21 protein-coding genes are annotated in these 21,773 nt (G+C 38.7%); 9 read left to right on the forward strand and 12 right to left on the reverse strand.

The window, feature by feature from the left end; all coding sequences use genetic code 11:
• The first annotated feature begins 132 nt into the window (after nucleotides 1-132).
• The 4 genes from cysS (at nucleotide 133) to A9P82_RS15125 (ending at nucleotide 5,389) form a co-directional block, all read left to right on the forward strand.
• Nucleotides 133-1,638 carry a cysteine--tRNA ligase gene (gene cysS / locus A9P82_RS15110; protein ID WP_066209356.1) on the forward strand — a complete coding sequence of 502 codons (1,506 nt, stop codon included), beginning with the start codon at nucleotides 133-135 and terminating at the stop codon, nucleotides 1,636-1,638.
• A gap of 218 nt (nucleotides 1,639-1,856) precedes the next feature.
• Nucleotides 1,857-2,351, forward strand: a complete 495-nt coding sequence (locus tag A9P82_RS15115) for a phosphoribosyltransferase family protein (RefSeq protein ID WP_066209358.1) — start codon at nucleotides 1,857-1,859, stop codon at nucleotides 2,349-2,351.
• A 158-nt stretch (nucleotides 2,352-2,509) separates the two neighbouring features.
• Nucleotides 2,510-3,658: a TlpA family protein disulfide reductase gene (locus A9P82_RS15120; protein WP_197492195.1), complete on the forward strand. Its 1,149-nt coding sequence runs from the start codon at nucleotides 2,510-2,512 to the stop codon at nucleotides 3,656-3,658.
• Nucleotides 3,659-3,664: 6 nt separating this feature from the next.
• Nucleotides 3,665-5,389 (forward strand): phospho-sugar mutase, encoded by a 1,725-nt coding sequence (locus tag A9P82_RS15125; protein ID WP_066209364.1) that lies wholly within the window; start codon nucleotides 3,665-3,667, stop codon nucleotides 5,387-5,389.
• A gap of 182 nt (nucleotides 5,390-5,571) precedes the next feature.
• On the opposite strand, the gene A9P82_RS15130 is transcribed toward A9P82_RS15125, so the two are convergent.
• The 10 genes from A9P82_RS15130 to A9P82_RS15180 form a co-directional block, all read right to left on the reverse strand.
• Nucleotides 5,572-6,423: a helix-turn-helix domain-containing protein gene (locus A9P82_RS15130; RefSeq protein WP_231891175.1), complete on the reverse strand. Its 852-nt coding sequence runs from the start codon at nucleotides 6,421-6,423 to the stop codon at nucleotides 5,572-5,574.
• Between the two features lie 89 nt (nucleotides 6,424-6,512).
• Nucleotides 6,513-7,508: an SDR family NAD(P)-dependent oxidoreductase gene (locus A9P82_RS15135; protein ID WP_066209367.1), complete on the reverse strand. Its 996-nt coding sequence runs from the start codon at nucleotides 7,506-7,508 to the stop codon at nucleotides 6,513-6,515.
• Nucleotides 7,509-8,026: 518 nt separating this feature from the next.
• Nucleotides 8,027-8,440 (reverse strand): NUDIX hydrolase, encoded by a 414-nt coding sequence (locus tag A9P82_RS15145; RefSeq protein ID WP_066209372.1) that lies wholly within the window; start codon nucleotides 8,438-8,440, stop codon nucleotides 8,027-8,029.
• A 5-nt stretch (nucleotides 8,441-8,445) separates the two neighbouring features.
• Nucleotides 8,446-9,027, reverse strand: coding sequence for an LOG family protein (locus A9P82_RS15150; protein ID WP_066209374.1), 582 nt, complete (start codon nucleotides 9,025-9,027; stop codon nucleotides 8,446-8,448).
• A gap of 505 nt (nucleotides 9,028-9,532) precedes the next feature.
• Complete coding sequence (locus tag A9P82_RS15155; RefSeq protein WP_082915379.1) at nucleotides 9,533-11,794, reverse strand: sodium-translocating pyrophosphatase; 2,262 nt, start codon at nucleotides 11,792-11,794, stop codon at nucleotides 9,533-9,535.
• Between the two features lie 230 nt (nucleotides 11,795-12,024).
• Nucleotides 12,025-12,936: a hypothetical protein gene (locus tag A9P82_RS15160; RefSeq protein WP_156522716.1), complete on the reverse strand. Its 912-nt coding sequence runs from the start codon at nucleotides 12,934-12,936 to the stop codon at nucleotides 12,025-12,027.
• A gap of 43 nt (nucleotides 12,937-12,979) precedes the next feature.
• Nucleotides 12,980-13,564: a peptide deformylase gene (gene def, locus A9P82_RS15165; RefSeq protein WP_066209377.1), complete on the reverse strand. Its 585-nt coding sequence runs from the start codon at nucleotides 13,562-13,564 to the stop codon at nucleotides 12,980-12,982.
• 47 nt (nucleotides 13,565-13,611) lie between these two features.
• Nucleotides 13,612-14,025, reverse strand: coding sequence for a Holliday junction resolvase RuvX (gene ruvX / locus A9P82_RS15170; protein ID WP_066209379.1), 414 nt, complete (start codon nucleotides 14,023-14,025; stop codon nucleotides 13,612-13,614).
• 153 nt (nucleotides 14,026-14,178) lie between these two features.
• The gene (locus A9P82_RS15175; RefSeq protein WP_066209381.1) at nucleotides 14,179-15,054 is read right to left on the reverse strand and encodes a UbiA-like polyprenyltransferase; all 876 of its coding nucleotides are present in this window, start codon (nucleotides 15,052-15,054) and stop codon (nucleotides 14,179-14,181) included.
• Between the two features lie 95 nt (nucleotides 15,055-15,149).
• On the reverse strand, nucleotides 15,150-16,421 hold the full coding sequence (locus A9P82_RS15180) for an aminotransferase class I/II-fold pyridoxal phosphate-dependent enzyme (protein WP_066209383.1): 1,272 nt from the start codon (nucleotides 16,419-16,421) through the stop codon (nucleotides 15,150-15,152).
• 371 nt (nucleotides 16,422-16,792) lie between these two features.
• Here A9P82_RS15180 and A9P82_RS15185 point away from each other — a divergent pair, with 371 nt between their 5' ends.
• Genes A9P82_RS15185 through A9P82_RS15205 form a run of 5 tightly spaced genes read left to right on the forward strand, consistent with a single transcriptional unit; the run spans nucleotide 16,793 to nucleotide 19,644 of the window.
• Nucleotides 16,793-17,074 (forward strand): hypothetical protein, encoded by a 282-nt coding sequence (locus A9P82_RS15185; protein WP_156522717.1) that lies wholly within the window; start codon nucleotides 16,793-16,795, stop codon nucleotides 17,072-17,074.
• Nucleotides 17,067-17,876, forward strand: a complete 810-nt coding sequence (locus A9P82_RS15190) for a queuosine precursor transporter (protein ID WP_066209388.1) — start codon at nucleotides 17,067-17,069, stop codon at nucleotides 17,874-17,876. The genes A9P82_RS15185 and A9P82_RS15190 overlap by 8 nt, the downstream gene beginning before the upstream one ends.
• Nucleotides 17,877-17,887: 11 nt before the next feature.
• Entirely contained in the window at nucleotides 17,888-18,547 is a 660-nt protein-coding gene (locus tag A9P82_RS15195; RefSeq protein WP_066209390.1) for an alpha/beta hydrolase, read from the forward strand.
• Between the two features lie 47 nt (nucleotides 18,548-18,594).
• Nucleotides 18,595-19,140, forward strand: coding sequence for an RNA methyltransferase (locus A9P82_RS15200; protein WP_066209392.1), 546 nt, complete (start codon nucleotides 18,595-18,597; stop codon nucleotides 19,138-19,140).
• A gap of 18 nt (nucleotides 19,141-19,158) precedes the next feature.
• Complete coding sequence (locus A9P82_RS15205) at nucleotides 19,159-19,644, forward strand: asparaginase domain-containing protein (protein WP_066209395.1); 486 nt, start codon at nucleotides 19,159-19,161, stop codon at nucleotides 19,642-19,644.
• 142 nt (nucleotides 19,645-19,786) lie between these two features.
• Here A9P82_RS15205 and A9P82_RS15210 read toward each other — a convergent pair whose 3' ends face one another.
• The gene (locus tag A9P82_RS15210) at nucleotides 19,787-20,647 is read right to left on the reverse strand and encodes a DNA adenine methylase (protein WP_066209400.1); all 861 of its coding nucleotides are present in this window, start codon (nucleotides 20,645-20,647) and stop codon (nucleotides 19,787-19,789) included.
• Nucleotides 20,644-21,744 (reverse strand): hypothetical protein, encoded by a 1,101-nt coding sequence (locus A9P82_RS15215; RefSeq protein WP_066209402.1) that lies wholly within the window; start codon nucleotides 21,742-21,744, stop codon nucleotides 20,644-20,646. The genes A9P82_RS15210 and A9P82_RS15215 overlap by 4 nt, the downstream gene beginning before the upstream one ends.
• Nucleotides 21,745-21,773 lie beyond the last annotated feature (29 nt).

The raw sequence follows: 21,773 nt of genomic DNA on the forward strand, positions 1-21,773 counted from the left end.
ACAGAGAACAAAAAGTAAATGAGGCACGGAGCGTTTTTCTCTGCGTCTTTGTTTTTCCGTGAACTCTGTGTGAAACAATAATCAATTATCTTCGCAAAAATTTTTTCTAAGCATTTGCTTTATCTTTCACTTATGGAATTGAAAGTTTATAATTCACTTACAAGACAAAAAGAAATTTTTCAACCAATTACCGAAGGTTACGTGGGAATGTATGTGTGCGGACCAACCGTGAGCGGCGAATCACATCTCGGTCATACGCGACCTTATATCACATTCGATGTAGTAAATCGTTATTTGCAACACTTGGGTTACAAAGTTCGTTATGTGCGCAACATCACAGATGCCGGGCATTTTGAAGAAGAAGGTCGCGAAGCGGAAGATAAAATTTCCAAAAAAGCATTTCTCGAAAAACTTGAACCGATGGAGTTGGTAAAAAAATATACCGACTTGTTTCATTGGGGAATGAAAGAATTTAATACGCTGCCGCCAAGCATCGAGCCGACTGCAACCGGACATATTGTGGAACAAATTGTGATGATTGAAAAAATAATTGAAGACGGTTATGCGTATGTGGCAAATGGCTCTGTTTATTTCGATGTAGAAAAATATAATGCGGATTTTTCCAAAAAAGGATTGCCTTATGGTATTTTGAGCGGAAGAGTTTTGGAAGAAATGTTGGAAACTACACGCGATTTGGAAAACCAGGATGAGAAAAGAAATAAAGCCGATTTTGCACTTTGGAAAAATGCGCCGCCCGAGCACATCATGCGGTGGAAAAGCCCGTGGGGCGAAGGTTTCCCGGGCTGGCATATTGAATGCTCTGCGATGAGTACTAAATATTTGGGCAAGCAATTTGATATTCACGGCGGCGGCATGGATTTGCAGTTCCCGCATCACGAATGCGAAATTGCCCAGAGCGTTGTTTGCAATCACGAGATGCCTGCGAAGTATTGGCTGCATAATAATATGATTACGATTAACGGTCGTAAAATGGGCAAGAGCTACAACAACGTCATTAAATTTACGGAATTGTTCAGCGGCAATCATCCTGCGCTGGAACAAGCGTATCATCCGATGGTTATTCGGTTTTTTATTTTACAAACGCATTATCGTTCCACGCTCGATTTCAGCAACGATGCTTTGAAAGCTGCGGAAAAAGGGTTACGAAGATTGTTGGAAGCAAATGAAAATCTGCAAAAAATTTCTTTCGATTTATCCGAAGTTGCGGAAGATAAAATGCTTGACGAAAAAGTTTTGAAACTGTTGAACGAGTTGGATGAGTTTATGAACGACGATTTCAACACGGCGAAAGTATTGGCAAATTTGTTTGAACTTGTTCCCGTGATTAATGGAATTAAAGATAATCATATTTCGACGAAAGCCTTGAGTGGCGCTACTTTCAGCTTGTTACAAAGTAAGGTAAAAATTTATCTTGACGATATTCTCGGTTTAAAAAATATTTCTGAAAACGCAGGCGAGCAACTGCACGGCGCACTTCAATTATTGATTGAAATGCGCAAAGATGCTAAAGCAAAAAAAGATTATGTTACGAGTGATAAAATAAGAAATGAACTTGCTGCGCTCGGCATTTTATTGAAAGACGAAAAGGATGGAAGCGTGAGTTACAGTTTTGAGTAGCTTGAAAAATATTACGTGCTGTAAAAAAATATCATTGATGTTTTATTATCAATGATATTTTTGTATATGGAACTTGTCGAGTTTTCTTCTCAAATTTTTAGCCCAAATTTCGCTGTTCTGGATATTAGCACAGCGCATTCCGAACAGCATTCTCAATTTCTTCATTTAATTTGTTCGTAATTTACAGTAGATTTGAAGCCATAAATTAACGAACGACAATGTTGCAGCAAAATATTTTATCAAGAGAAGCGGCGCAGGAAAAGCTGCATCGTATGGCTTTGGAAATTGCCGAAAATATCAGCGACGATGAAGATAATCTTGTCTTAATCGGCATTGAAAAAAGTGGTTATAAAATTGCCGAAAAGCTGAAAATGTTTATCGAGAAATATCATCACGCACCTATTGAAATTCTTTCTCTTTCTTTAGATAAAAATTATCCTGCGGAAATTACGTTGAGCAAACAAATTGATTTCAACGACAAAAATATTATCCTTGTCGATGACGTAATCAATTCGGGAAAAACATTTCTTTATGCGCTGAAACCCTTGCTGGACTTTCATCCCAAGCGAATACAAACGTTGGCGATGATTGAAAGAATGCACAAACATTTTCCCATAAAACCCGATTATGTCGGTTTGTCCGTTGCCACAACTGCAACAGACCATATCAAAGTGATTATCGAAGACGGCGAAATTGTGGGCGCAGTTGTCTGAACGAGGATTTGGGGCGATTTTGAGGATTTGAAGGATTATAAAATAGAACACAGATGGCGCAGATTATTATGGATTATTCAAAATAAATCCAAATCATAACTATCATAAAAAATCAGCGTTTAATTTCTGAAGCAAAATTTAGGATGATTGAAAAGATTATGATGAAGAAAATATATTATTTAATTTGTTTAGTTATTTCAAGTATATCTTTTGCAAAAGCACAAGATGCTGCTGATATTTTGCGAAAATGTTTGAACAAAGCCAACGCAATAAAAACGTTGAGCTATGAAGTAAAAAATGTAGATAAGAACTTTTTCACTGATGATACAACTAATTCCCGGTGGCAATCTGTTTTAGATTTTAGTGATACAGGAAATATTAAAATCATAAATAGAGAGTTTAGTAAGAATAATAACTACAAAGAATTTTATTTAAACGATACGAGTTATATATTTGATTTTTCAGACGGCACATATACAAAACACGCGACTTTGATTCGCTATATTGCCAACGATTTTCTTGACGTTAAAGCAAGGTTAGAATTTTTGTTGCATAAAAAAAACGCTAAATTCATTCAAGAAAAAGATACTGTTATTGATAATATTGATTGCTATAACATTTTCGCCAAGAGCTACGACACGATTGTAAACAATGAACATAATTTCGGATACACCTATTTTTATATTGACAAACAAAATCTTTTGACGATATACTATAAAGATATTGGCGAAGGCGCTGCAACAAAAGGCGGAAAATCAATAGGGAGAATAAGCAATTTTTCTCAAAAACATTTTTACAATTATGTTGTAGATAAACCGCTTGATAATTCAATATTCAGCATAAATACAAATCAATACAGACTTCCAAATAATAAAATGCTTTCTGTTGGAACAAAAGCTCCATCATTGATTTTAAAAAATTTATTGGACAAAAATGTTGATTCATCTTTATTTCAAAATAAAATTTTGCTCGTAGAATTTGGTTCAACTGAGTGTCCCGCAAACCCTCTTGCAAATCCTTTGCTCAACAGATTATTTCAGAAGTATGATGAGAAAGACGTTTTGATTTTTTGTGTCTATAATTATGAAACGGCGGAGCAAGCAAAGAAATATATTCAAAGTCAGCATATCCAATTTCCCGTATATTTAGGGAACGCTAATTTGAAAAAAAATTATCATGCTTTTGCTACTCCGAGTTTCTATGTAATTAATAAAGATGAAAAAATAGTAAGAGGCGATGATGGGTATTATGATGATTTAGAAAAAGATTTAACTACAACAATAAATTCTCTTTTAAATAAAAAATAAAACATTATGGACGCACAAATTCAACAAAAAATCGACACATGGTTAAACGGCGATTATGACCAACAAACCAAAGATGAAATTATTCGTTTGGAAAAAGAAAATCCCAACGATTTGGTTGAAGCATTTTATCAGAACATGGAATTTGGCACGGGCGGCTTGCGCGGCATCATGGGCGTTGGCACCAACCGCATGAACAAATATACCGTTGGCATGGCAACGCAGGGCTTTGCCAATTATCTCAACAAAACATATCCCGGTACGGAAATAAAAGTTGCTGTTTGCCACGACTGCCGCAACAACAGCCGCTTCTTTGCGGAAACTGTGGCGCACGTTTTTGCCGCTAATGGCGTCAAGGTTTTTTTGTTCGACGATTTACGTCCCACGCCCGAACTTTCTTTCGCCATTCGCCTGCTCGGTTGCAACGGCGGCGTTAATGTAACCGCATCGCACAATCCCAAAGAATACAACGGTTACAAAGCCTATTGGAACGATGGCGGGCAGTTGGTGCCGCCACACGATAAAAACGTGATTAAAGAAGTGGAAGCCATCGCCAGCGTGGACGATGTAAAGTGGAGCGGTAACGACGAAAACATTACCATCATTGGCAAAGAAGTAGACGACGCTTATATCGAGATGGTAAAAAGTCTGAGCGTTTATCCCGACGTGATTGCAAAGCAGCACGATTTGAAAATTGTGTACACGCCCATTCACGGCAGCGGTATAAAATTAGTTCCGCGTGCGCTGGAAACATTCGGTTTTACCAACGTTCATATTGTGAAAGAACAGGAAAAGCCCGACGGCAATTTTCCGACGGTGGCTTATCCGAATCCTGAAGAGCCGGCAACCATGAGCATCGGTTTGAATTATGCCAAAGAAATAGAAGCCGATATTTTGTTAGGCACCGACCCGGACGCCGACCGCGTGGCTATAGGCATTAAAAATCATAAAGGCGAATGGGTGCTGATGAACGGCAACCAAACCGCCGTGCTGGCACACGCTTACCTTATTGAAGCGCGCAAAGCGAAAGGCATTGCGCAGCCGAATGACATGGTGGTAAAAACGATTGTTACCACCAACATGATTGACGATATTGCCAAAGCCAACAACGTAAAATGCTACAACGTATTGACGGGCTTTAAATGGATTGCGGAAAAAATCAAGGAGAAAGAAGGCAAGGAAAATTACATTATCGGCGGGGAAGAAAGTTTCGGTTTGATGATTGGCGATAAGGTGCGCGACAAAGATTCTGTTTCCGCCGTTGCCATTCTTTGCGAAATGGCTGCTTACGAAAAAGAAAAAGGAAATTCTTTGTATGATAAACTGATTGATTTATACATTCAATACGGTTTCTATCTGGAAAAACTCATCAGCATTACCAAAAAAGGTATGAACGGACAGGAAGAAATTGCGAAGATGATGGAAGGCTTCCGCAACGAACCGCCGAAAGAACTTTGCGGCTCGAAAGTGGCGCAGTTGCTGGATTACGAGCTGCACGTTGGTAAAAATTTGGACACGGGCGAAACATGGAAAATTGATTTGCCTACGAGCAATGTGTTGCAATTTATTCTGGAAGACGGCTCAAAAATTTCCGCGCGACCCAGCGGCACCGAACCGAAAATAAAATTTTATTTCAGCGTAAAAACAACGTTGAAAGATAGGAGCGAGTTTGATGAAAAGCTGGAAGAATTGGAAATGAAAATTAAGAAGATTGTGGAAGATTTGGGCGTGTAAAATATTCACTTTTGAGAGAGTTGCTATTCGCGATTTGCAATCGCGAATTATTATCTGTGTATTTGTAATGCACACTTGATATGCGGATAAAAATCCGCAGACAGGGCTTCGGAATTGCAAATTCCGAAGAGCAGGGTTGCCACGCAAAACGATATTAGTTGTTTGACGTTTGTCAAGTTTTATTATTGTCCTGTTAATTCTGTCGGCGTGTAACCAAATTGTTTTTTGAAAACATAAGAGAAATGTGATAAGTTTTCAAAGCCTGTTTCTAAATAGACTTCAACGGGTTTTCTGTTTTTCTCTGTCAGTTGGTAGTGTGCCAACTCCAAACGTTTTTGTGTCAGCCAGCGCTGTGGTGTTTGGTTGTAAAGTTTATGAAAATCACGTTTGAAAGTTGTCAAACTACGTCCTGTCAAATAAGCAAATTTTTCCAAAGGCATATTGAACATAAAGTTCTTTTCCATAAAACTTGTCAAGTCAATTTTATGCGGTTCGTCAAAATTCGCTAAAATGTTGTCAATGTCTTTGTCTATGGTGCGAAGAATGGAAATTGCTTCCGTAATTTTTAATAAAGCAATGTTTTCGGGAAACTTTTCCTGCACGTCAAAATAAGGGATAAGTGAAGCAAGGCAACTTTCCAATAATGGATGTTTGCTAAAACTTCGTATTTTTTGAGTTGAAGAAACTTTTGGTTTTACATTTAAGTTAGCGTAAAATTTTCGTAGTCGGTCAATAGACAAATGCATTGCTACGGATTTATGTGGTATTCCGTCTTTCGGATAATTGATGATTGTTGCCAACTGATTTCTCGGGATAAGAAAAATGTCACCTGCTTGGAACAAATAGTTTTGGTCGGCTTGAATAATTTTTGTTTCGCCAGAAATGAACCACACAAGCATATGGTCGTCAAATGCAAATTCTGTTTTAAACAATTTGCCATTGTAGGAAGAAAGTTTAATATCGGGTGTTATGTATTTAACCTTATACTCATCCATAATACTTGTGTGATTGCAAACCGACATGAAATTTTTCATATCAAAATTACACAAAGGATATGAAAAATTTCATCAAAGGTTCCTCTTGACCAAAAAGCAATAAAAAATACAAGAGCAATTTACAAACATCAATTAACGTTGAATGTAATGCCGGTCATTTCTTCACTTAGTTCCCACAAGCGTTTTGCATTGGCTTCATCTAAGGAGTAAGATTGCACACCGCCAAATGCTGTTAAGTCGGTACTTAAAGCCGCAATATCTGTATGTTCACAATACACGCCTCCAATGTTGTTTAATTGCGGGCTTGTGGCACACCAAACTGTTGTAGAAGCACCTTGCGGAATTGTTTTTAACGAAGCTGCGACTTCGGGTAAAATATTACCTTTTTCATCGCTCAATCCCATTTTTACAAACAATTCTATTGGTGCTTCTCTTGCTAATTCAGTTCCGCCAACTCGACCTGGGCATAATGAATAGGCGCGAACGCCAAATGCTTTTGCTCGGTTGTCTAATTCAAGTGAAAACAAATTGACAGCGGTTTTTGACTGTCCGTAACCTTGCAAAGTTTCGTATTCCCGATGTTCAAAATTCGGGTCGTCAAAATTGAAAGGTGCAAATTTATGTCCGCCTGATGATACATTAATTACTCTTGCTCCGTTGGCTTTTTTTAGTGCGCTCCAAAGTCTTGCTGTGAGCTGAAATTGTGCCAAATAATTAACGGCTAATTGCGATTCAATTCCACGATTGTCCCTGCGAAGCGGAACCCACATAATACCTGCGTTGTTGATGAGCAAATGTAAAGGTCTGCCCGAAGCCAAAAACTTTTCTGCAAATGCGTCAATGGAAGTTGGATTTATCAGGTCCATTTCTTCTATTTCAACATTAGCAATTCCTTGCAAATTTTTCTTGGCTTTTTCAATATCCCTTGCAGGAACAATAACTGTTGCGCCTGCATTGGCAAGTGTTTTCACGGTTTCCAGTCCAATGCCCGTATTGCCGCCTGTCACAATGGCGATTTTTCCTGTAAGGTCAATGCCTTTAATTACTTCTGTTGAAGTTGATTTTGCGTTGAAGCCCGAAACGATTGGTTTCTGTAATGCTCCGTTGTAATTTGTTTGTCCCATTTTTAAATTATTTTGTTGGGACAAAAGTAGATAGAGTCCATTCAGGCGACTTTGTTTAAACGTCCGAATTTGCTTTGTTCAAAAGGTCGGTTTTGGGACAGAGTGGTTGTTGTTTTTATTTTGAACTTGGAATTTTCCCGTCTATCCATTCTTGTTTTTGTTGTCAGCTATTTTCAATAATCCCATCGTATGCGATTACTTTACTGTCAAACTTTTTAAGTTCATTGTTATTTCCTTTGAAAATATTTGTCGGAAACGATTTGTCATTTGCTTTCATTGTTGCTAAATTATTTTGTGCTAACAGATTTGAAATTGAAAAGGTCAAGAGTAAAATCGTAAATATCTTTTTCATTTTGTTTGGCAGTGTCTATCGTTAAAATTGCCACTAACGGTTTGGGTATTGCCGGAGGCGGGGATAAAGTTCAATCGAAGATCGAAAGTTGAATTTTGCACAAATACCCAATCGAAGCTGTTCAGCCCCGCTTTTGGCAATTCCTTATTGGCGGTAGTGCGTGTTTTTAAAGCAAAATTTTGTCTTTCATTAATTTGTCGAATATCTTTAAAACACCAGGAACTTGTGCAGGTTCTAATTGATACATTTCTCTATTGAAAAATCTGACTTCTTCTATTTCATTATTCGGTTTGATTTTTTCACTCAAATCATAAATAAAACAATCCTGTTCCATTATAATATTGGGTAATTCTCCATAAGCAAGAGCTGTAATATGACAATAATACTTTAAACGTTCAGTCTTTAATTTAATATTTAGTTCTTCATATATTTCTCTTTGTAAAGTTTCTAAAGAGGTCTCTCCTTTGTCAATTTTTCCACCGGGCAGATACCAAGCCTTTTTATTTTTACTATATGCTAAAAGTAGTTTGTTTTCTGTTACAACCACTAAACCGGCTGTTGGTAATGATATAGTATCCATTATTGTTACACTTCATTTTTGTTAATCCATTTCCCAAAAGCCGGCGCTTTATAATTTTTCATTTTGTCAAGCAACTCTTCAATATTATCACTCACTATTAACATTTCCTGATTGGCTTGTTTCAAAAATTCTTTATCTACCATTTTCTGAATAAGAGACAACAAATCGTCATAAAATCCGTCTGTATTTAAAATTGCAACGGGCTTTTTATGTAATCCAAGTTGAGCCCAAGTAAGCATTTCAAAAAATTCTTCGAGTGTCCCAAATCCTCCCGGCAGGGTAATGATTCCATCGGAAAGCTCATCCATTTTAGTTTTTCGTTGATGCATTGTTTCGACCAAAATTAGTTCGGTTAAGTTTTTATGACCAATTTCAACTTTTTGCAAAAATTTTGGCAATACTCCGATAGCTTTGCCTTGGTTTTCTAACACTCCGTTTGCAATAGCTCCCATTAAACCAACATTTGCACCACCATAAACGAGTTCAATATTTTGTTCAGCTAATAATTTTCCTAATTTATATGCTTGTTCTTCAAATATCGATTCTGTACCAAGACTTGAACCGCAAAATACTGTTATTCTCTCCATAATTTTATTTTATACAATTTTTGAGCCGCATTACCGCTAACGTCCCGCCGGATTGACGAAGTTCCAATGTGAGCTTTGCTCAACATTGAGAATTTAGTCAATCCGTAGATGAACGCAGTTCGGAGCGACAGCGTAGAGCTGTGTTCATCTACGGATGAAATCCGGCGGGACGATGTAACGCAAGACGTAGCGTAGCGGAGAATTGCGTTACATCTCATGAATATACGCAACTCCCCGAAAATTTCAAATTTGATTTTCAAGCATATCTACAAAAATACCTAAAATACGCAACTCATTGAATGCTACTTAACGGGCTTTTTACTTTCTTCAAATCCTTTTACCAACTCCGGTACAGATGAAGGTCGTTTTAATATCGTTGTGTCCTAGAACTTTTTGGATATAGCTGATGTCTATTCTTAAATGCATAGTGAAACTGTGGTGCAAACAGTATATGCACGCCTGCTTGTTGATTTTTGCTTTTTCAGCTTATTTTCGCTATAAGCTTTTACCGACTCACAAAATATGCTGTATGCACATCCGCTCTTGGATTCACGAAAGAAGTCGCATTTTCGTTCAACAATTTTTGAATATTCTTTGCTTTATCCTGTAATCTTTGATGAATACTGTCGGAATGAATTTTGGTAATCGTTGGCGCAATTACCAGCGACACGATACTCATCAGCTTAATCAAAATATTCATCGAAGGACCTGATGTGTCTTTAAACGGATCGCCGACTGTATCGCCTGTAACCGAAGCTTTATGCGGCTCGGACTTTTTATAGTGCATTTCGCCGTTGATTTCCACGCCTTTTTCAAAAGATTTTTTTGCGTTGTCCCAAGCGCCGCCTGCGTTGTTTTGAAACATACCCATCAGCACACCGGAAACTGTTGCACCCGCTAAAAATCCACCCAGCACTTCAGGTCCGAAAACAAAACCTATAATCAACGGAGTAATAATTGCAATTGCGCCGGGCAACATCATTTTTTTAATTGAAGCGCTTGTAGAAATAGCAACACATTTATCATATTCCGGTTTTGCTTTGCCTTCCATAATGCCCGGAATGCTGCGGAATTGCCGGCGCACTTCTTCTACCATTGCCATTGCTGCTTGTCCTACGGCTTTAATAGCGAGCGATGAAAATATAAAAGGAATCATGCCGCCGATAAACAATCCTGCCAATACATCCGCGCGGTAAATATCAATGCCGTCAATTTTTGCAATGCCGACAAACGCTGCAAACAAAGCCAATGAAGTAAGTGCGGCAGAAGCAATTGCAAAGCCTTTGCCCGTAGCCGCTGTTGTGTTGCCAACTGCATCGAGAATGTCTGTTTTTTCGCGTACTTCCGCAGGCAATTCGCTCATTTCTGCAATGCCACCTGCGTTGTCTGCAATCGGACCGAAAGCATCAATTGCCAATTGCATCGCAGTTGTTGCCATCATGCCGGCGGCGGCAATAGCAACGCCATATAAGCCTGCACAAGCATAAGAACCGTAAATGCCCGCCGCTAAAACAATAATCGGCAACATGGTACTTTGCATTCCAACAGCCAACCCGCCAATAATGTTTGTCGCATGCCCCGTACCTGACTGGCGAACAATACTTTTCACGGGATTTTTTCCCATAGCTGTAAAATATTCTGTAATAATGCTCATCAACGTTCCTACGCACAAGCCAACGATGATGGCTCCGAAAACGCCGTCAGCCGTGAATTCCGTGCCGCGCAGCACGAACGTCGTATTTGAAGGAAGAATATGATGAACGATAAAATAAGAAGCGATTGCCGTGAGAATAATTGCACCCCAATTGCCTTTGTTCAAAGCCGCCTGGACCTTTGCCGTACTCAATCCTGCGCTTTCGCTTATTCTTACAAAGAAAGTTCCTACAATGGATAATAAAATACCAATGCCTGCAATCAGCATAGGTAAAAGAATAGGAGAGAAACCCCCTAAATGATCGTTTAAGGCATTTCCATCTTGTCCCAATACTTCGTGTCCCAACACCATTGTTGCCAAAATGGTTGCTACATAGCTGCCGAATAAATCGGCACCCATGCCCGCAACATCGCCCACATTGTCGCCCACGTTATCGGCAATTGTCGCGGGATTGCGCGGGTCGTCTTCGGGAATGCCGGCTTCCACTTTTCCCACTAAATCTGCGCCCACGTCAGCTGCTTTTGTATAAATGCCGCCGCCAACGCGTGCAAACAATGCGATACTTTCCGCGCCAAGCGAAAAACCCGTCAGTACTTCAATCGCTTTGCCTACATCCACAGAATTGCTTAATGCGCCGGGTGCAAAACTTTGTATTAAAATAATGAACAATCCGCCTAAACCAAGTACCGCCAAACCCGCAACACCCAAGCCCATTACGGAACCGCCTGTGAAAGAGACCGCTAATGCTTTGCGTAAACTTGTACGCGCTGCATTTGCCGTACGCACGTTGGCTTTCGTGGCAATGCGCATACCTATAAAACCTGCGAGCGCGCTCAATACCGCACCTACGACGAATGACAGCGCAATCGTCCAGCTTGAGTTTTCGTTGCTGTAACCCATAATGCCCAATAATAATCCTGCGATAACCACGAAGTATGTGAGAATTTTGTACTCCGATTTTAAGAACGCCATTGCGCCATCGGCAATGTATGTTGCAATTTCTTTCATGCGGTCATTGCCTGCATCTTGTTTGGATACCCAAATGCTTTTAATAAGCGTATAAAGCAAGCCTATCAGCCCGAGAACAGGCACTATAAAAAATATGCAATTCATAGACAATAATTCGTTTAGGTTAAGAAAATTTTAACGAATGTAAGTTAAAAGAAATTAGTAACTACAAATTTTTTTAAAGAGAAATCACAATAAGGCGGCAAATATGACAATGCGAAGCTACAGTATGAAGCATCCTCATTTTACACTTTTATTTTATTGCCGCTAGGCAATACCGGCAAGAGCAGGCAGTAAAATATATACAGCGAAGATGCCGCACATAGCCTAAAATTTTATTTCCTGAAATCGTATAAATTCGATGTGAAATCGGCGCGTTCCCTGCCTTTGAACAGCACGTACCAGTTGCCTGAATAATGCAGCGACACCGGCAACAATAATCCGTTGATATGTTGCAGTTCCACTTTCATGTGGACATCAAAATCGTACACGCCGGCTTTGTAGCTCAATGAATAAGTCCGCTCAAGTACTTCCAATGAATTTGCATCGAATACAGTGCTCATGTGGTCAATCACAATGCCATTTGAGCCGGGCTTTGGTGTAATGGTAAATTCGTAAGCAGGCGTTCCGTTATAAATTGTAGTATCTAATTTGTAATCGTATTTTTTCTTGGCATCGTCATCATAAACATCGAGTTTGTTGCCGATAAAAGGAATGCCCGAAATTTTTTTGCCGGGATTGAAGAACAACATTTTTAATTGTTCTTTCTTTTTATCAATGCCCGATTTTCCTTTGGTATCAAAAGTGTTTCCTGCGACAATATTTGTTTCGCCGCAGGCAGTATCTTTTATAAAAAATAATCCCGCGAACAGTTCGCCAATCATATAATTGTAATCTCCTTTCTTGTCAAAAAAATCGCCTGTTGTATGCTGACTTAAAACTTTATCATAGCGACAGTTATTTTGATGAATTTGTTGTACGCGGCTGTCATATGTTGCTTTTGCGCTTCCATCTTTATTCAAAACATTGATGTTATTGATAGATGTGTAACCTACGATGTGTAAAGATTTGAACGCTTTATAAAAGCTGCTGTCATTCTGAATACGATGCAGCAATACAGGCACATTCACATTGCCGACGAATACATCAGGCAATGTGATATTACTGTTGTCAATAATTGTATCAACCTGTGCTCCGACAGGTATGCAAAAAAACGATGCTGTTGCAAAAAGTAACAGGCGTTTCAAAAGGTTAGTAATATTTGAAAAAATGAGGAGCAATATGAAAAATTTATTTCGGGAATTGCATTTTGTAATCCACGCTTATGTTGCCTTTGGAAATATCGCTGAGTTTGCGTTGCAGCAATTTTTTCTTTAAAGGCTTGAGATAATCAATGAACAATTTTCCTTCGATATGATCGTATTCGTGCTGAATAATCCTTGCCGTAATACCATTGAATGTATCAGTGTGCGGCGCAAAATTCTCATCCAGATATTCAATCGTAATTTCTTCGGGGCGGAAAATATCTTCACGAATTTTCGGAATGCTCAGGCAACCTTCGTTGTACGCCCATTCTTCGCCTTTGCGGTCGATTATTTTCGCATTGATGAAAACTTTTTTCACGCCCGGTGCATCGGGAAAAGTTTCTCCGTCTTCATCATCTTCATCTTTGTTGTCAAAAATCAGTGCGCTGTCCACAAGAAACAAACGAATGTCTTTATTCACTTGCGGAGCTGCCAAACCTACGCCATGACTTTCTGCAAGCGTTTCCCACATATCTTCAATCAGTTTCTTCAAATCGGGATAATTGCTGTCGATATCTTTGGCAACTTTTCTTAAAACGGGCATTCCGTATGCGGCAATTGGTAAAATCATTTTCTAATAACGAAGTTTAAAATTCGTGCAAAATTACTTTAAAAATTTTAATAGCGATTGGTAAGATATTCCTGCAACATAATGGCTGCGGCTATTTGGTCGGTATTGCCTTTTTTCTCGCGTTGCTTTTTCTTCATGCCCATTTCTACCATTGCGCGGCGCGCCATTTTGGAAGTGTAGCTTTCATCAATGGTTTCGATAGGAATGTGCGGGAAATTTTTCTTTAGTTCTGCAATCGCTTTCTTTACCAAAGGCGTTGCATGTGTGTCTGAATCATCCAAATTTTTCGGTTCGCCGATTAAGATTAATTCCACTTCTTCTTTGGAAAAATAATCTTTCAAAAACGGAATAAAATTTTTTGTATCAATGGTCGTAAGCGCGCTCGCAATTATTTGCAAAGGGTCTGTAACTGCAATGCCTGTGCGCTTTCCGCCGTAGTCTATGGAGATGATGCGTGCCAAGTTTGTTATTCGTTGTCTGTTATTTGTTATCCGTTCTCAAATTGCTGAATTGCTATATGGTTAAATTGTTTTTGAAAAATAGAACGCAGGTTTTTTATGATAATTATGATTTGAAAAATCCTCACAATCTTATAAATCCACCCAAATCCTCGTTCAGAAGACAATTACATCCGCAATTACCAGCACGCCAAACACAATGCTCGCGATGCCATTCGCCGTCATAAATGCAATATTCACTTTACTTAAATCATTGGGTTTTACCAACAAATGTTGATAAACCAACATGCCGATAAATACTGCAATTCCGAGCCAATACAAAATCCCAAAGTGTCCGTAAACGCCTGCAAACACTACTGCTGCGGCGGAAATAATATGTAAGAAAACAGATAAGTTCAACGCTTTTGCCGCACCCATAAAAGTAGGAATGGAATGTAACTTTTGCGAATTATCAAAATCAATATCCTGCATGGCATAAATAATATCAAAGCCCGAACCCCAAGTAATCACAGCAATGGAAAACAAAACCGGCAACAAATCAAATTTTCCCGTAACGGCAATGTATGCGCCAATCGGCGCGAGCGACATTCCCAAGCCCAAAACCAAATGACATAAAGCCGTGAAACGTTTGGTATAACTGTAAAACAAAACCACGAACAACGCCACAAACGACAAGGCAAAGCATAGTTTGTTGATAAAGAAAGTTGCGATAATAAAAAGAATACAATTGATAATCGTAAACCGCAAAGCATTGTTCGGCGAGATAATTCCTCTTGGGATTTCGCGTATTGCCGTGCGCGGATTTTTCGCATCAAAACTTCTGTCTAAATAACGGTTAAATGCCATTGCTGCGCTGCGCGCCGTAACCATGCAAACTAATACCAGCAAGAACTTCAGCAGAATTTGTGCGAAAGTATATTGATGTATGTCTATTGCATTTACACCTATTGCAAACCCTATCATCGCGAAAGGCATCGCGAAAATGGTATGCGAAAATTTAACTAAAGAAAGATAATTTTTTACTGTACTCATTGTAAGTTAAATTCTTTTTGAGCCTTTGTGTCTTTGAGTCTTTGTGGCATATTATTTTGCCGCGAAGACACAAAGACTCTAAGTTCCACAAAGGTTTATTCATCCACCGCAACGCTTTGCCATTCGTCAGGAATCGCTGCAACTTTATATTCACCTGCGTCTAATTTCACTTTCGTTTCGCTGAATGCTTTTAATGTAATTTCAATGTCTTCATCGGAGTGCGCGGCAGACGGAATCAAACGATAAATAATATGCCCTTTCGGAATTACGGGATACACCACAATGCTTGCAAATACGCCGTAATTTTCGCGCAAATCCATGACCATCGCCGTTGCTTCTTCCACGCCGCCTTTCATGTAAACCGGCGTTACAGGCGTATTGGTATTGCCGATATCAAAGCCTCTTTCTTTCAATCCTTCCTGCAAATGTTTTGCATTGCTCCAAAGTTTCGCTTTCAGTTCGGGCATGGTTTGCAGCATGTGTAAACGTTTTAAATTACCTGCGACAAAAGGCATCGGTAAGCTCTTTGCAAAAATTTGTGAACGGATATTGTAACGGATATAATCAATGATGATTTTATCGCCCGCCACAAACGCGCCGATGGATGCCATCGATTTTGCAAATGTGGAAAAATATAAATCGATTCCGTCCTGGCAATTTTGTTCTTCGCCCGCGCCTGCGCCTGTTTTGCCAAGCGTACCGAAACCATGCGCATCATCGACCAACAAACGGAACTCAAATTTCTTTTTCAATTCAACAATTTCTTTGATTTTTCCCTGGTCGCCCGCCATGCCGAAAACGCCTTCGGAAATCACCAGAATACCGCCTGCATTTTGTTTATTAATCAATGCTGTGGCGCGTTCCATTTGTTTTTCAAAATCGGCAATATCGTTGTGTTTGAACACAAATTTATGACCAAGCTGCATCCGCATTCCGTCCATAATACAAGCGTGGCATTCCGCATCGTACACAATCACATCGTGTCGCCCGCAGACAGCATCGATAATGCTTATCATGCCTTGATAGCCGTAGTTCAATAAAATAGCGTCTTCTTTATTTTCAAATGCCGCAAGCTCACTTTCGAGTTGTTCGTGCAGCGTTGTATTTCCGCTCATCATGCGTGCGCCCATCGGATATGCAAGACCATATTCTGCTGATGCTTCTGCATCTACTTTTCTGATTTCCGGATGATTGGCAAGACCCAGATAATTGTTCAAACTCCACACGATTACTTCTTTGCCGCGAAACTTCATGCGGCTATTGATTTCGCCTTCCAATCGTGGGAAAGCATAATATCCATGCGCTCTTTCTCTGTGCTGACCGATAGGTCCGTAGTGCTTTACAAGTTTTTCAAAAATGTCTGCCATATCTTATCAAAGAATTTTTTTAATGAAAAAATTTCGGCAAAGATAATTTTTAATGTGATAATGAGATGATTTGATAATGTGATAATCGGATGATGAGTGTTCGACAATGCAATTGATTTCTGATAACGCATACACGTCATTCCCGCGCAGGCGGGAACCTCTCTGTGAAACTCCGTGTTTTACTTCGTGGTTCTTTGTGTAATAGCTGTGCCACAGAGGTACACAGAGATTACACAGAGTTGCACGAAGTGAGATTTCTGCCTGCAGGAATGACGCACAAAAGTGTTCCGTTTCAATTTATTATTTTCTCGCTTCAAAAATTCGTGCAATTCGTTATCATTCGTGTAATCACAAAGACTAACTTTGCTTTCATGCGTCGAATCTCTTTTTTGTCCAAAGTGGCTGTTATATTCAATGTTTTGTATTTTATTGATTTGCTGTTAAGGTTTAAAATTATTGCAAACAATCTCAGCACAAATGCAATCGGTTTGCTCGGCGGCTGGTTGCTCGCGCCGGTTTTTAATCTGGCATTGTTGCTGTCGTTAATTTTTATCAAGAAGAAAAACGAACCGTTGCCAGTGAAAAAATACATTTGGGTTTTCTGTTTGTTGTGTCTGATTTTTCAAACTTTTTTATTTTTATTCAATGATTAATCAATTCTTAAAAGACAAGCCATCCAAGTTGTTTCTTGGTTTTGCTGCATTCTTTGTCGCCAACGCATTGATTGCAGAATGTATCGGCGGAAAAATATTTTCTTTGGAAAAAGTATTCGGTTTGCATCCTGCGAACTTTACTATTTTCGGGCAATCCGGCTTATCGTTCAATCTTACCTGCGGCGTGTTGTTGTGGCCTCTCGAATTTGTAATTACCGATATTGTGAATGAATTTTTCGGACCGAAAGCTGTACGAAGAATCAGTTATACAACCATCATTTTAATTGCTTATGCTTATCTCATGTTTTTTCTTGCGATTAAAACGCCGCCTGCGGATTTTTGGTTGGGAAGTTATGTGAGTTATGGCATTCCTAATATGCAAAATGCGTTCAATGGAATTTTCGGGCAAGGCATGTGGATTATTCTCGGAAGCCTTGTGGCATTTGGTTTCAGCCAGTTGGTGGACGTATATGTTTTTCACAAAATCAAAAAACGCACAGGCAATAAAATGATTTGGTTACGCTCCACAGGTTCAACGCTCGTGTCGCAGTTGGTGGACAGCTATATTGTATTAATCATTGCGTTTAAGCTTGGTAATAATTGGAGCTGGGGCGAAGTTTTAGCAATCGGCATGATGAACTACATCTATAAATTTATTGTTGCTATAATTCTCACACCTGTGATTGTTTATGTAGAAAAATGGATTGAACATTATGTGGGACACAATGTTGCACACAAAATGAAATTGCAGGCAATGGGCGAAGAGCAAGATACTTTTGAAAATATTCCGACTGCGGGGTAAATTGAACTAAAATGAAAGCATATTTTATCAGCGGATTGGGTGCGGACGAGCGAATTTTTCAACATGTAAAATTGCCTGAAAATTTTGAAATAATTTATCTGACTTGGATAAATCCATTGAAAGATGAATCGCTTGAAAGCTATACCAAGCGGCTATCTCAGAAGATTAGTCTGAATGAAGATTTTATTTTAATAGGACTTTCATTTGGCGGAATGCTTGCTGTGGAAATGAATAAATTTCTTTCTCCTAAATTAACTGTTCTTATTTCAAGTGCAGTTAATAAAAATGAATTGCCAAGCTGGGCTTTATTTTTAGGAAGATTAGGAATTGCTAATTTGATTTCCGAAAAAATGTATCATACCAGCAGTACTTTTACCGATAATTTTTTAGGTATAAAATCAAAAGAAGATAAGGCTTTGCAAAAAGAAATGTTGCAAAATGCTTCGATAGATTTTTTCCGTTGGTCAATATCAAGAATTGTTCATTGGGATAATCAATTCGTTCCTGAAAATCTGTTGAGAATACACGGAACAAAAGATAAAATTATCCCTTTTAAAAAAGATAAAAAAATGATTGCAGTAAAAGGCGGAACGCATTTTATGACGTTTAATCGCGCAAGAGAAATCAATAAAATTTTGAATGAAAAATTATCTTCTTTCGAATCAATCTAATTTGTGTAATTCATTCAAATTCGTGTAATAAAATCTACCTTCGCGCCATGCAAAAATTGAGTATGGATGATTTGGGAAGAATGTCTGTGGAAGAATTTAAACAGGCAGCAAAACTTCCTATAATTACAGTATTGGATAACGTACGCAGCATGAACAATGTCGGTAGCATATTCCGCACGGCAGATGCATTTTTGATTCAGGCAATTCATCTTTGCGGGTACACGCCGCGACCGCCGCACAGAGACATTCATAAAACTGCGCTCGGCGCAACGGAAACTGTTGAATGGAAATATTTTGAAGATATAAATGATTCGCTGAAATCTTTGCGTGATGAAGGTTTCGGCATTTATGCAGTAGAGCAGGCAAAAGGAAGTATTGCATTAAATCAATTTAATTTTGCAAAAGAAAAAAAGATTGCTTTGATATTAGGGAACGAAGTGGAAGGCGTGCAACAAAGCGTGATTGATGCCTGCGATGGCTGCATCGAAATTCCGCAACTTGGTACAAAACATTCGTTGAATATTTCCATCGCGGCAGGCATTGTTTTGTGGGAAGCGGCAAGAGCGAATTTACAAATAACGGACAACAGATAACGAATAACAGACAACAAAATGAGCATAAGAATCTTAGTTACAGGCGGCACATTCGACAAGGAATACGACATGATAAACGGCAAGCTCGATTTTGAGGAAACACACGTGCCGGAAATGCTGAAACTCGGTCGCTGCACGGTTTCTACGGAAATCCGTACGCTGATGATGGTTGATAGTTTAGAGATGACGAACACCGACCGCGAACTGATTTTGCACAACTGTAAAACCGTTCCCGAAGATAAAATTTTGCTCACACATGGAACAGATACAATGTCTGTTACTGCCGAATATTTAGCGAAAGCGAATCTTCCAAAAACCATTGTTATTACGGGCGCAATGATTCCTTATAAGTTCGGAAGTTCGGACGGATTTTTTAATCTCGGTGCAGCGCTCGCATTTCTGCAAACCTTGCCGCACGGCGTTTACGTGGCGATGAACGGAAGATATTTTACTTGGGACAATGTGCGCAAAAACAAGCAAACAGGCTTGTTTGAAGAGTTATAAATCTTTCTGTTTTTGTCTGTTTATTTTTCTTGCTTTTTAATTGTCAGATGGAAATCGGAGATTCACGAACTCCGTCTTAAAATAGTAATGCCGCCAAAATCATCATCGCTTTGGGTATGCAAAATACTTATTTATGGGCGTTTCATTTGCCATCGAATTCGCTGAATGCAAACGTTAATTGTTCTGTTCGTGGGATTTCGTTCAAATAATTTGATATAAAAAGTTCCTTTCCTTTTTGATTGGAATTTCCTGTTACGTTTCGCATTCCATAGGTCAAGTCCCAAGGAATGATATTGGCAAATGAAAAAAGTTTTCTGATATAGTCGCAATCGTCATAAGTAATTAACCATTTGTGCCGGCAGTTTTTCATTGTGTCGGCAAACTTTTCGTGGTCAAACGCTTTGTGTAAATTTCCGTTTTTGCCATATAAAGCCGATTTTGTCGCAGAGTAATATGGCGGGTCAAGGAAAATGAAAACATTTTGCCCGTCTGCATTTACAACGTCTTCGTAGTTCAGATTTGTAATTGTCGTAGTGCCGCCATTGATGACTTGTGCAAATTCGTTTAAACGCTGAATACTGCTTTCAGTAAAACGTCCTGTAAATGCACCTTCGCTGAAACCACCGCTTAAACTTGTTCCCGAAAATGTGATGCGATTGTAAATGAAAAATGCTGCTGCTCTTTCTAAGTCGTCGAATGTCGCAATATTTTTATTCAAGAATTGATGTAGTTCTTTACCAACGGGAAACAGATTTCGCCATTCGTAAATTTTGTCAATTAAAGCGTTCACGTCTTTCTGCGCCATTTCCCAAAATTTATACAACTCAAGATAAAGGTCGTTTACCCAAAATTTTTTGTTGGGAAAATGTTGTTTAGCGTAAATAAAAACTGAACCGCCCCCCAAAAAAGGTTCACGAAATTCGTCAAATTCAGGCAGCAACTTTGCAATTAAATTTACCGCACGACTCTTGCCTCCCGGGTATCTTAACGGACTTTTTATCATTTTGAAAAACCTATTTTAATAATAAAATTATTTTCTTCGGCTTCTCTCAATAAATCGCCAAACAGAACTGCTTGCTGATTAAAAATTTCGTTATCTCGTTGGAAATTCACAATGTCTTTTGTTGAACTTTTTGATGTGATATGTCCTTTTAATTTTGATGAAGTTAAACTTAAAACTGCAACACTATTCATTAGCTTTCCGCTTGCGGTTACGTCGGAAAGATTGCTGTATAAAATCATTTTCAGCAAACCGTCTTTAATGTCGCCTTTGCTTGGAAGAATGGCGTTTTTACTGTGTTTGCCCTCAATTAAGTAAACGGTATTTTCATCAATTAGAATTTCATCAACAGTAAAAAAGTATTGTCCGCCTAAATAATTTGTTATCGTGATTTTTGCTTTTGAAAGCGTTGATAAGCTTTCTTTCGGTTGTTGTGTTACAAATTCCCTGAATTGTGCTTGTTTGGCTTTTTTTCTTGAAAATTCCATAAACAACTCAACTTCCAGCCCGATTTTTTCTTTGAAATTGTCTATGCCTGTAAGGTTATGTAACGGAACTTTTGTTGTCTGTTCAATTTTTTTGTAAGCCGATTTTGTCTTGTCAATAATGTCGTGAAGATTAGTTTTAAGTTCATTCAAATTCCAATGCAAGGCAGAACTGTGATATGCTTGAATTTCTTTGATTTTAGCAATGACGTAGGCATTGTCAAATTGTTGATTGGTTATTTTGAGTTCGTTTCGTGGATTTACTTCGGCTTTGTCGTAGTATGCGAAAATTACAAAAACGTCAAGTAACGACATTAAGGAAACTGTGTCCCACTGAATAAAATCTCGGTCGCCTCTTGCTCCTTCATCTTTTACGATTGGAATAATGGTAATCTTCTTTGATGTTGTAAGCGAATTATAAACTCGCTCAAATGGATAAGAACGTGTTCTTTTGGGCGAAACCCACTTTGAAATAGCAAATGTAGTTTTATTGTTGGTCAGTAAACAAGTTGCAGGAACATCATTGATGTCAAAATTGTTGAAGTCGATTTGCTTTAAGTTATCGCTTAAAAGTATTTTGTATTTAATGCCTGTTATTTCCCCTGATATATTCATTTTTATTTCCTCTGCCTAAAAAGCAAGTT

The organism is Arachidicoccus sp. BS20 (assembly GCF_001659705.1).
In the GTDB taxonomy this organism is placed as follows: domain Bacteria; phylum Bacteroidota; class Bacteroidia; order Chitinophagales; family Chitinophagaceae; genus Arachidicoccus.

Excerpts from the sequence above, each read along its gene's own strand:
- A9P82_RS15185 (WP_156522717.1), top strand. The coding sequence starts at position 16,793 with ATGCGTCGAATCTCTTTTTTGTCCAAAGTGGCTGTTATATTCAATGTT.
- A9P82_RS15180 (WP_066209383.1), bottom strand. The coding sequence starts at position 16,421 with ATGGCAGACATTTTTGAAAAACTTGTAAAGCACTACGGACCTATCGGT.
- A9P82_RS15210 (WP_066209400.1), bottom strand. The coding sequence starts at position 20,647 with ATGATAAAAAGTCCGTTAAGATACCCGGGAGGCAAGAGTCGTGCGGTA.
- A9P82_RS15115 (WP_066209358.1), top strand. The coding sequence starts at position 1,857 with ATGTTGCAGCAAAATATTTTATCAAGAGAAGCGGCGCAGGAAAAGCTG.
- A9P82_RS15215 (WP_066209402.1), bottom strand. The coding sequence starts at position 21,744 with ATGAATATATCAGGGGAAATAACAGGCATTAAATACAAAATACTTTTA.
- A9P82_RS15190 (WP_066209388.1), top strand. The coding sequence starts at position 17,067 with ATGATTAATCAATTCTTAAAAGACAAGCCATCCAAGTTGTTTCTTGGT.
- A9P82_RS15120 (WP_197492195.1), top strand. The coding sequence starts at position 2,510 with ATGATGAAGAAAATATATTATTTAATTTGTTTAGTTATTTCAAGTATA.
- A9P82_RS15130 (WP_231891175.1), bottom strand. The coding sequence starts at position 6,423 with ATGAAAAATTTCATGTCGGTTTGCAATCACACAAGTATTATGGATGAG.
- A9P82_RS15195 (WP_066209390.1), top strand. The coding sequence starts at position 17,888 with ATGAAAGCATATTTTATCAGCGGATTGGGTGCGGACGAGCGAATTTTT.
- A9P82_RS15145 (WP_066209372.1), bottom strand. The coding sequence starts at position 8,440 with ATGGATACTATATCATTACCAACAGCCGGTTTAGTGGTTGTAACAGAA.
- A9P82_RS15150 (WP_066209374.1), bottom strand. The coding sequence starts at position 9,027 with ATGGAGAGAATAACAGTATTTTGCGGTTCAAGTCTTGGTACAGAATCG.
- A9P82_RS15135 (WP_066209367.1), bottom strand. The coding sequence starts at position 7,508 with ATGGGACAAACAAATTACAACGGAGCATTACAGAAACCAATCGTTTCG.
- A9P82_RS15205 (WP_066209395.1), top strand. The coding sequence starts at position 19,159 with ATGAGCATAAGAATCTTAGTTACAGGCGGCACATTCGACAAGGAATAC.
- cysS (WP_066209356.1), top strand. The coding sequence starts at position 133 with ATGGAATTGAAAGTTTATAATTCACTTACAAGACAAAAAGAAATTTTT.
- A9P82_RS15200 (WP_066209392.1), top strand. The coding sequence starts at position 18,595 with ATGCAAAAATTGAGTATGGATGATTTGGGAAGAATGTCTGTGGAAGAA.
- A9P82_RS15125 (WP_066209364.1), top strand. The coding sequence starts at position 3,665 with ATGGACGCACAAATTCAACAAAAAATCGACACATGGTTAAACGGCGAT.
- A9P82_RS15155 (WP_082915379.1), bottom strand. The coding sequence starts at position 11,794 with ATGAATTGCATATTTTTTATAGTGCCTGTTCTCGGGCTGATAGGCTTG.
- A9P82_RS15175 (WP_066209381.1), bottom strand. The coding sequence starts at position 15,054 with ATGAGTACAGTAAAAAATTATCTTTCTTTAGTTAAATTTTCGCATACC.
- def (WP_066209377.1), bottom strand. The coding sequence starts at position 13,564 with ATGATTTTACCAATTGCCGCATACGGAATGCCCGTTTTAAGAAAAGTT.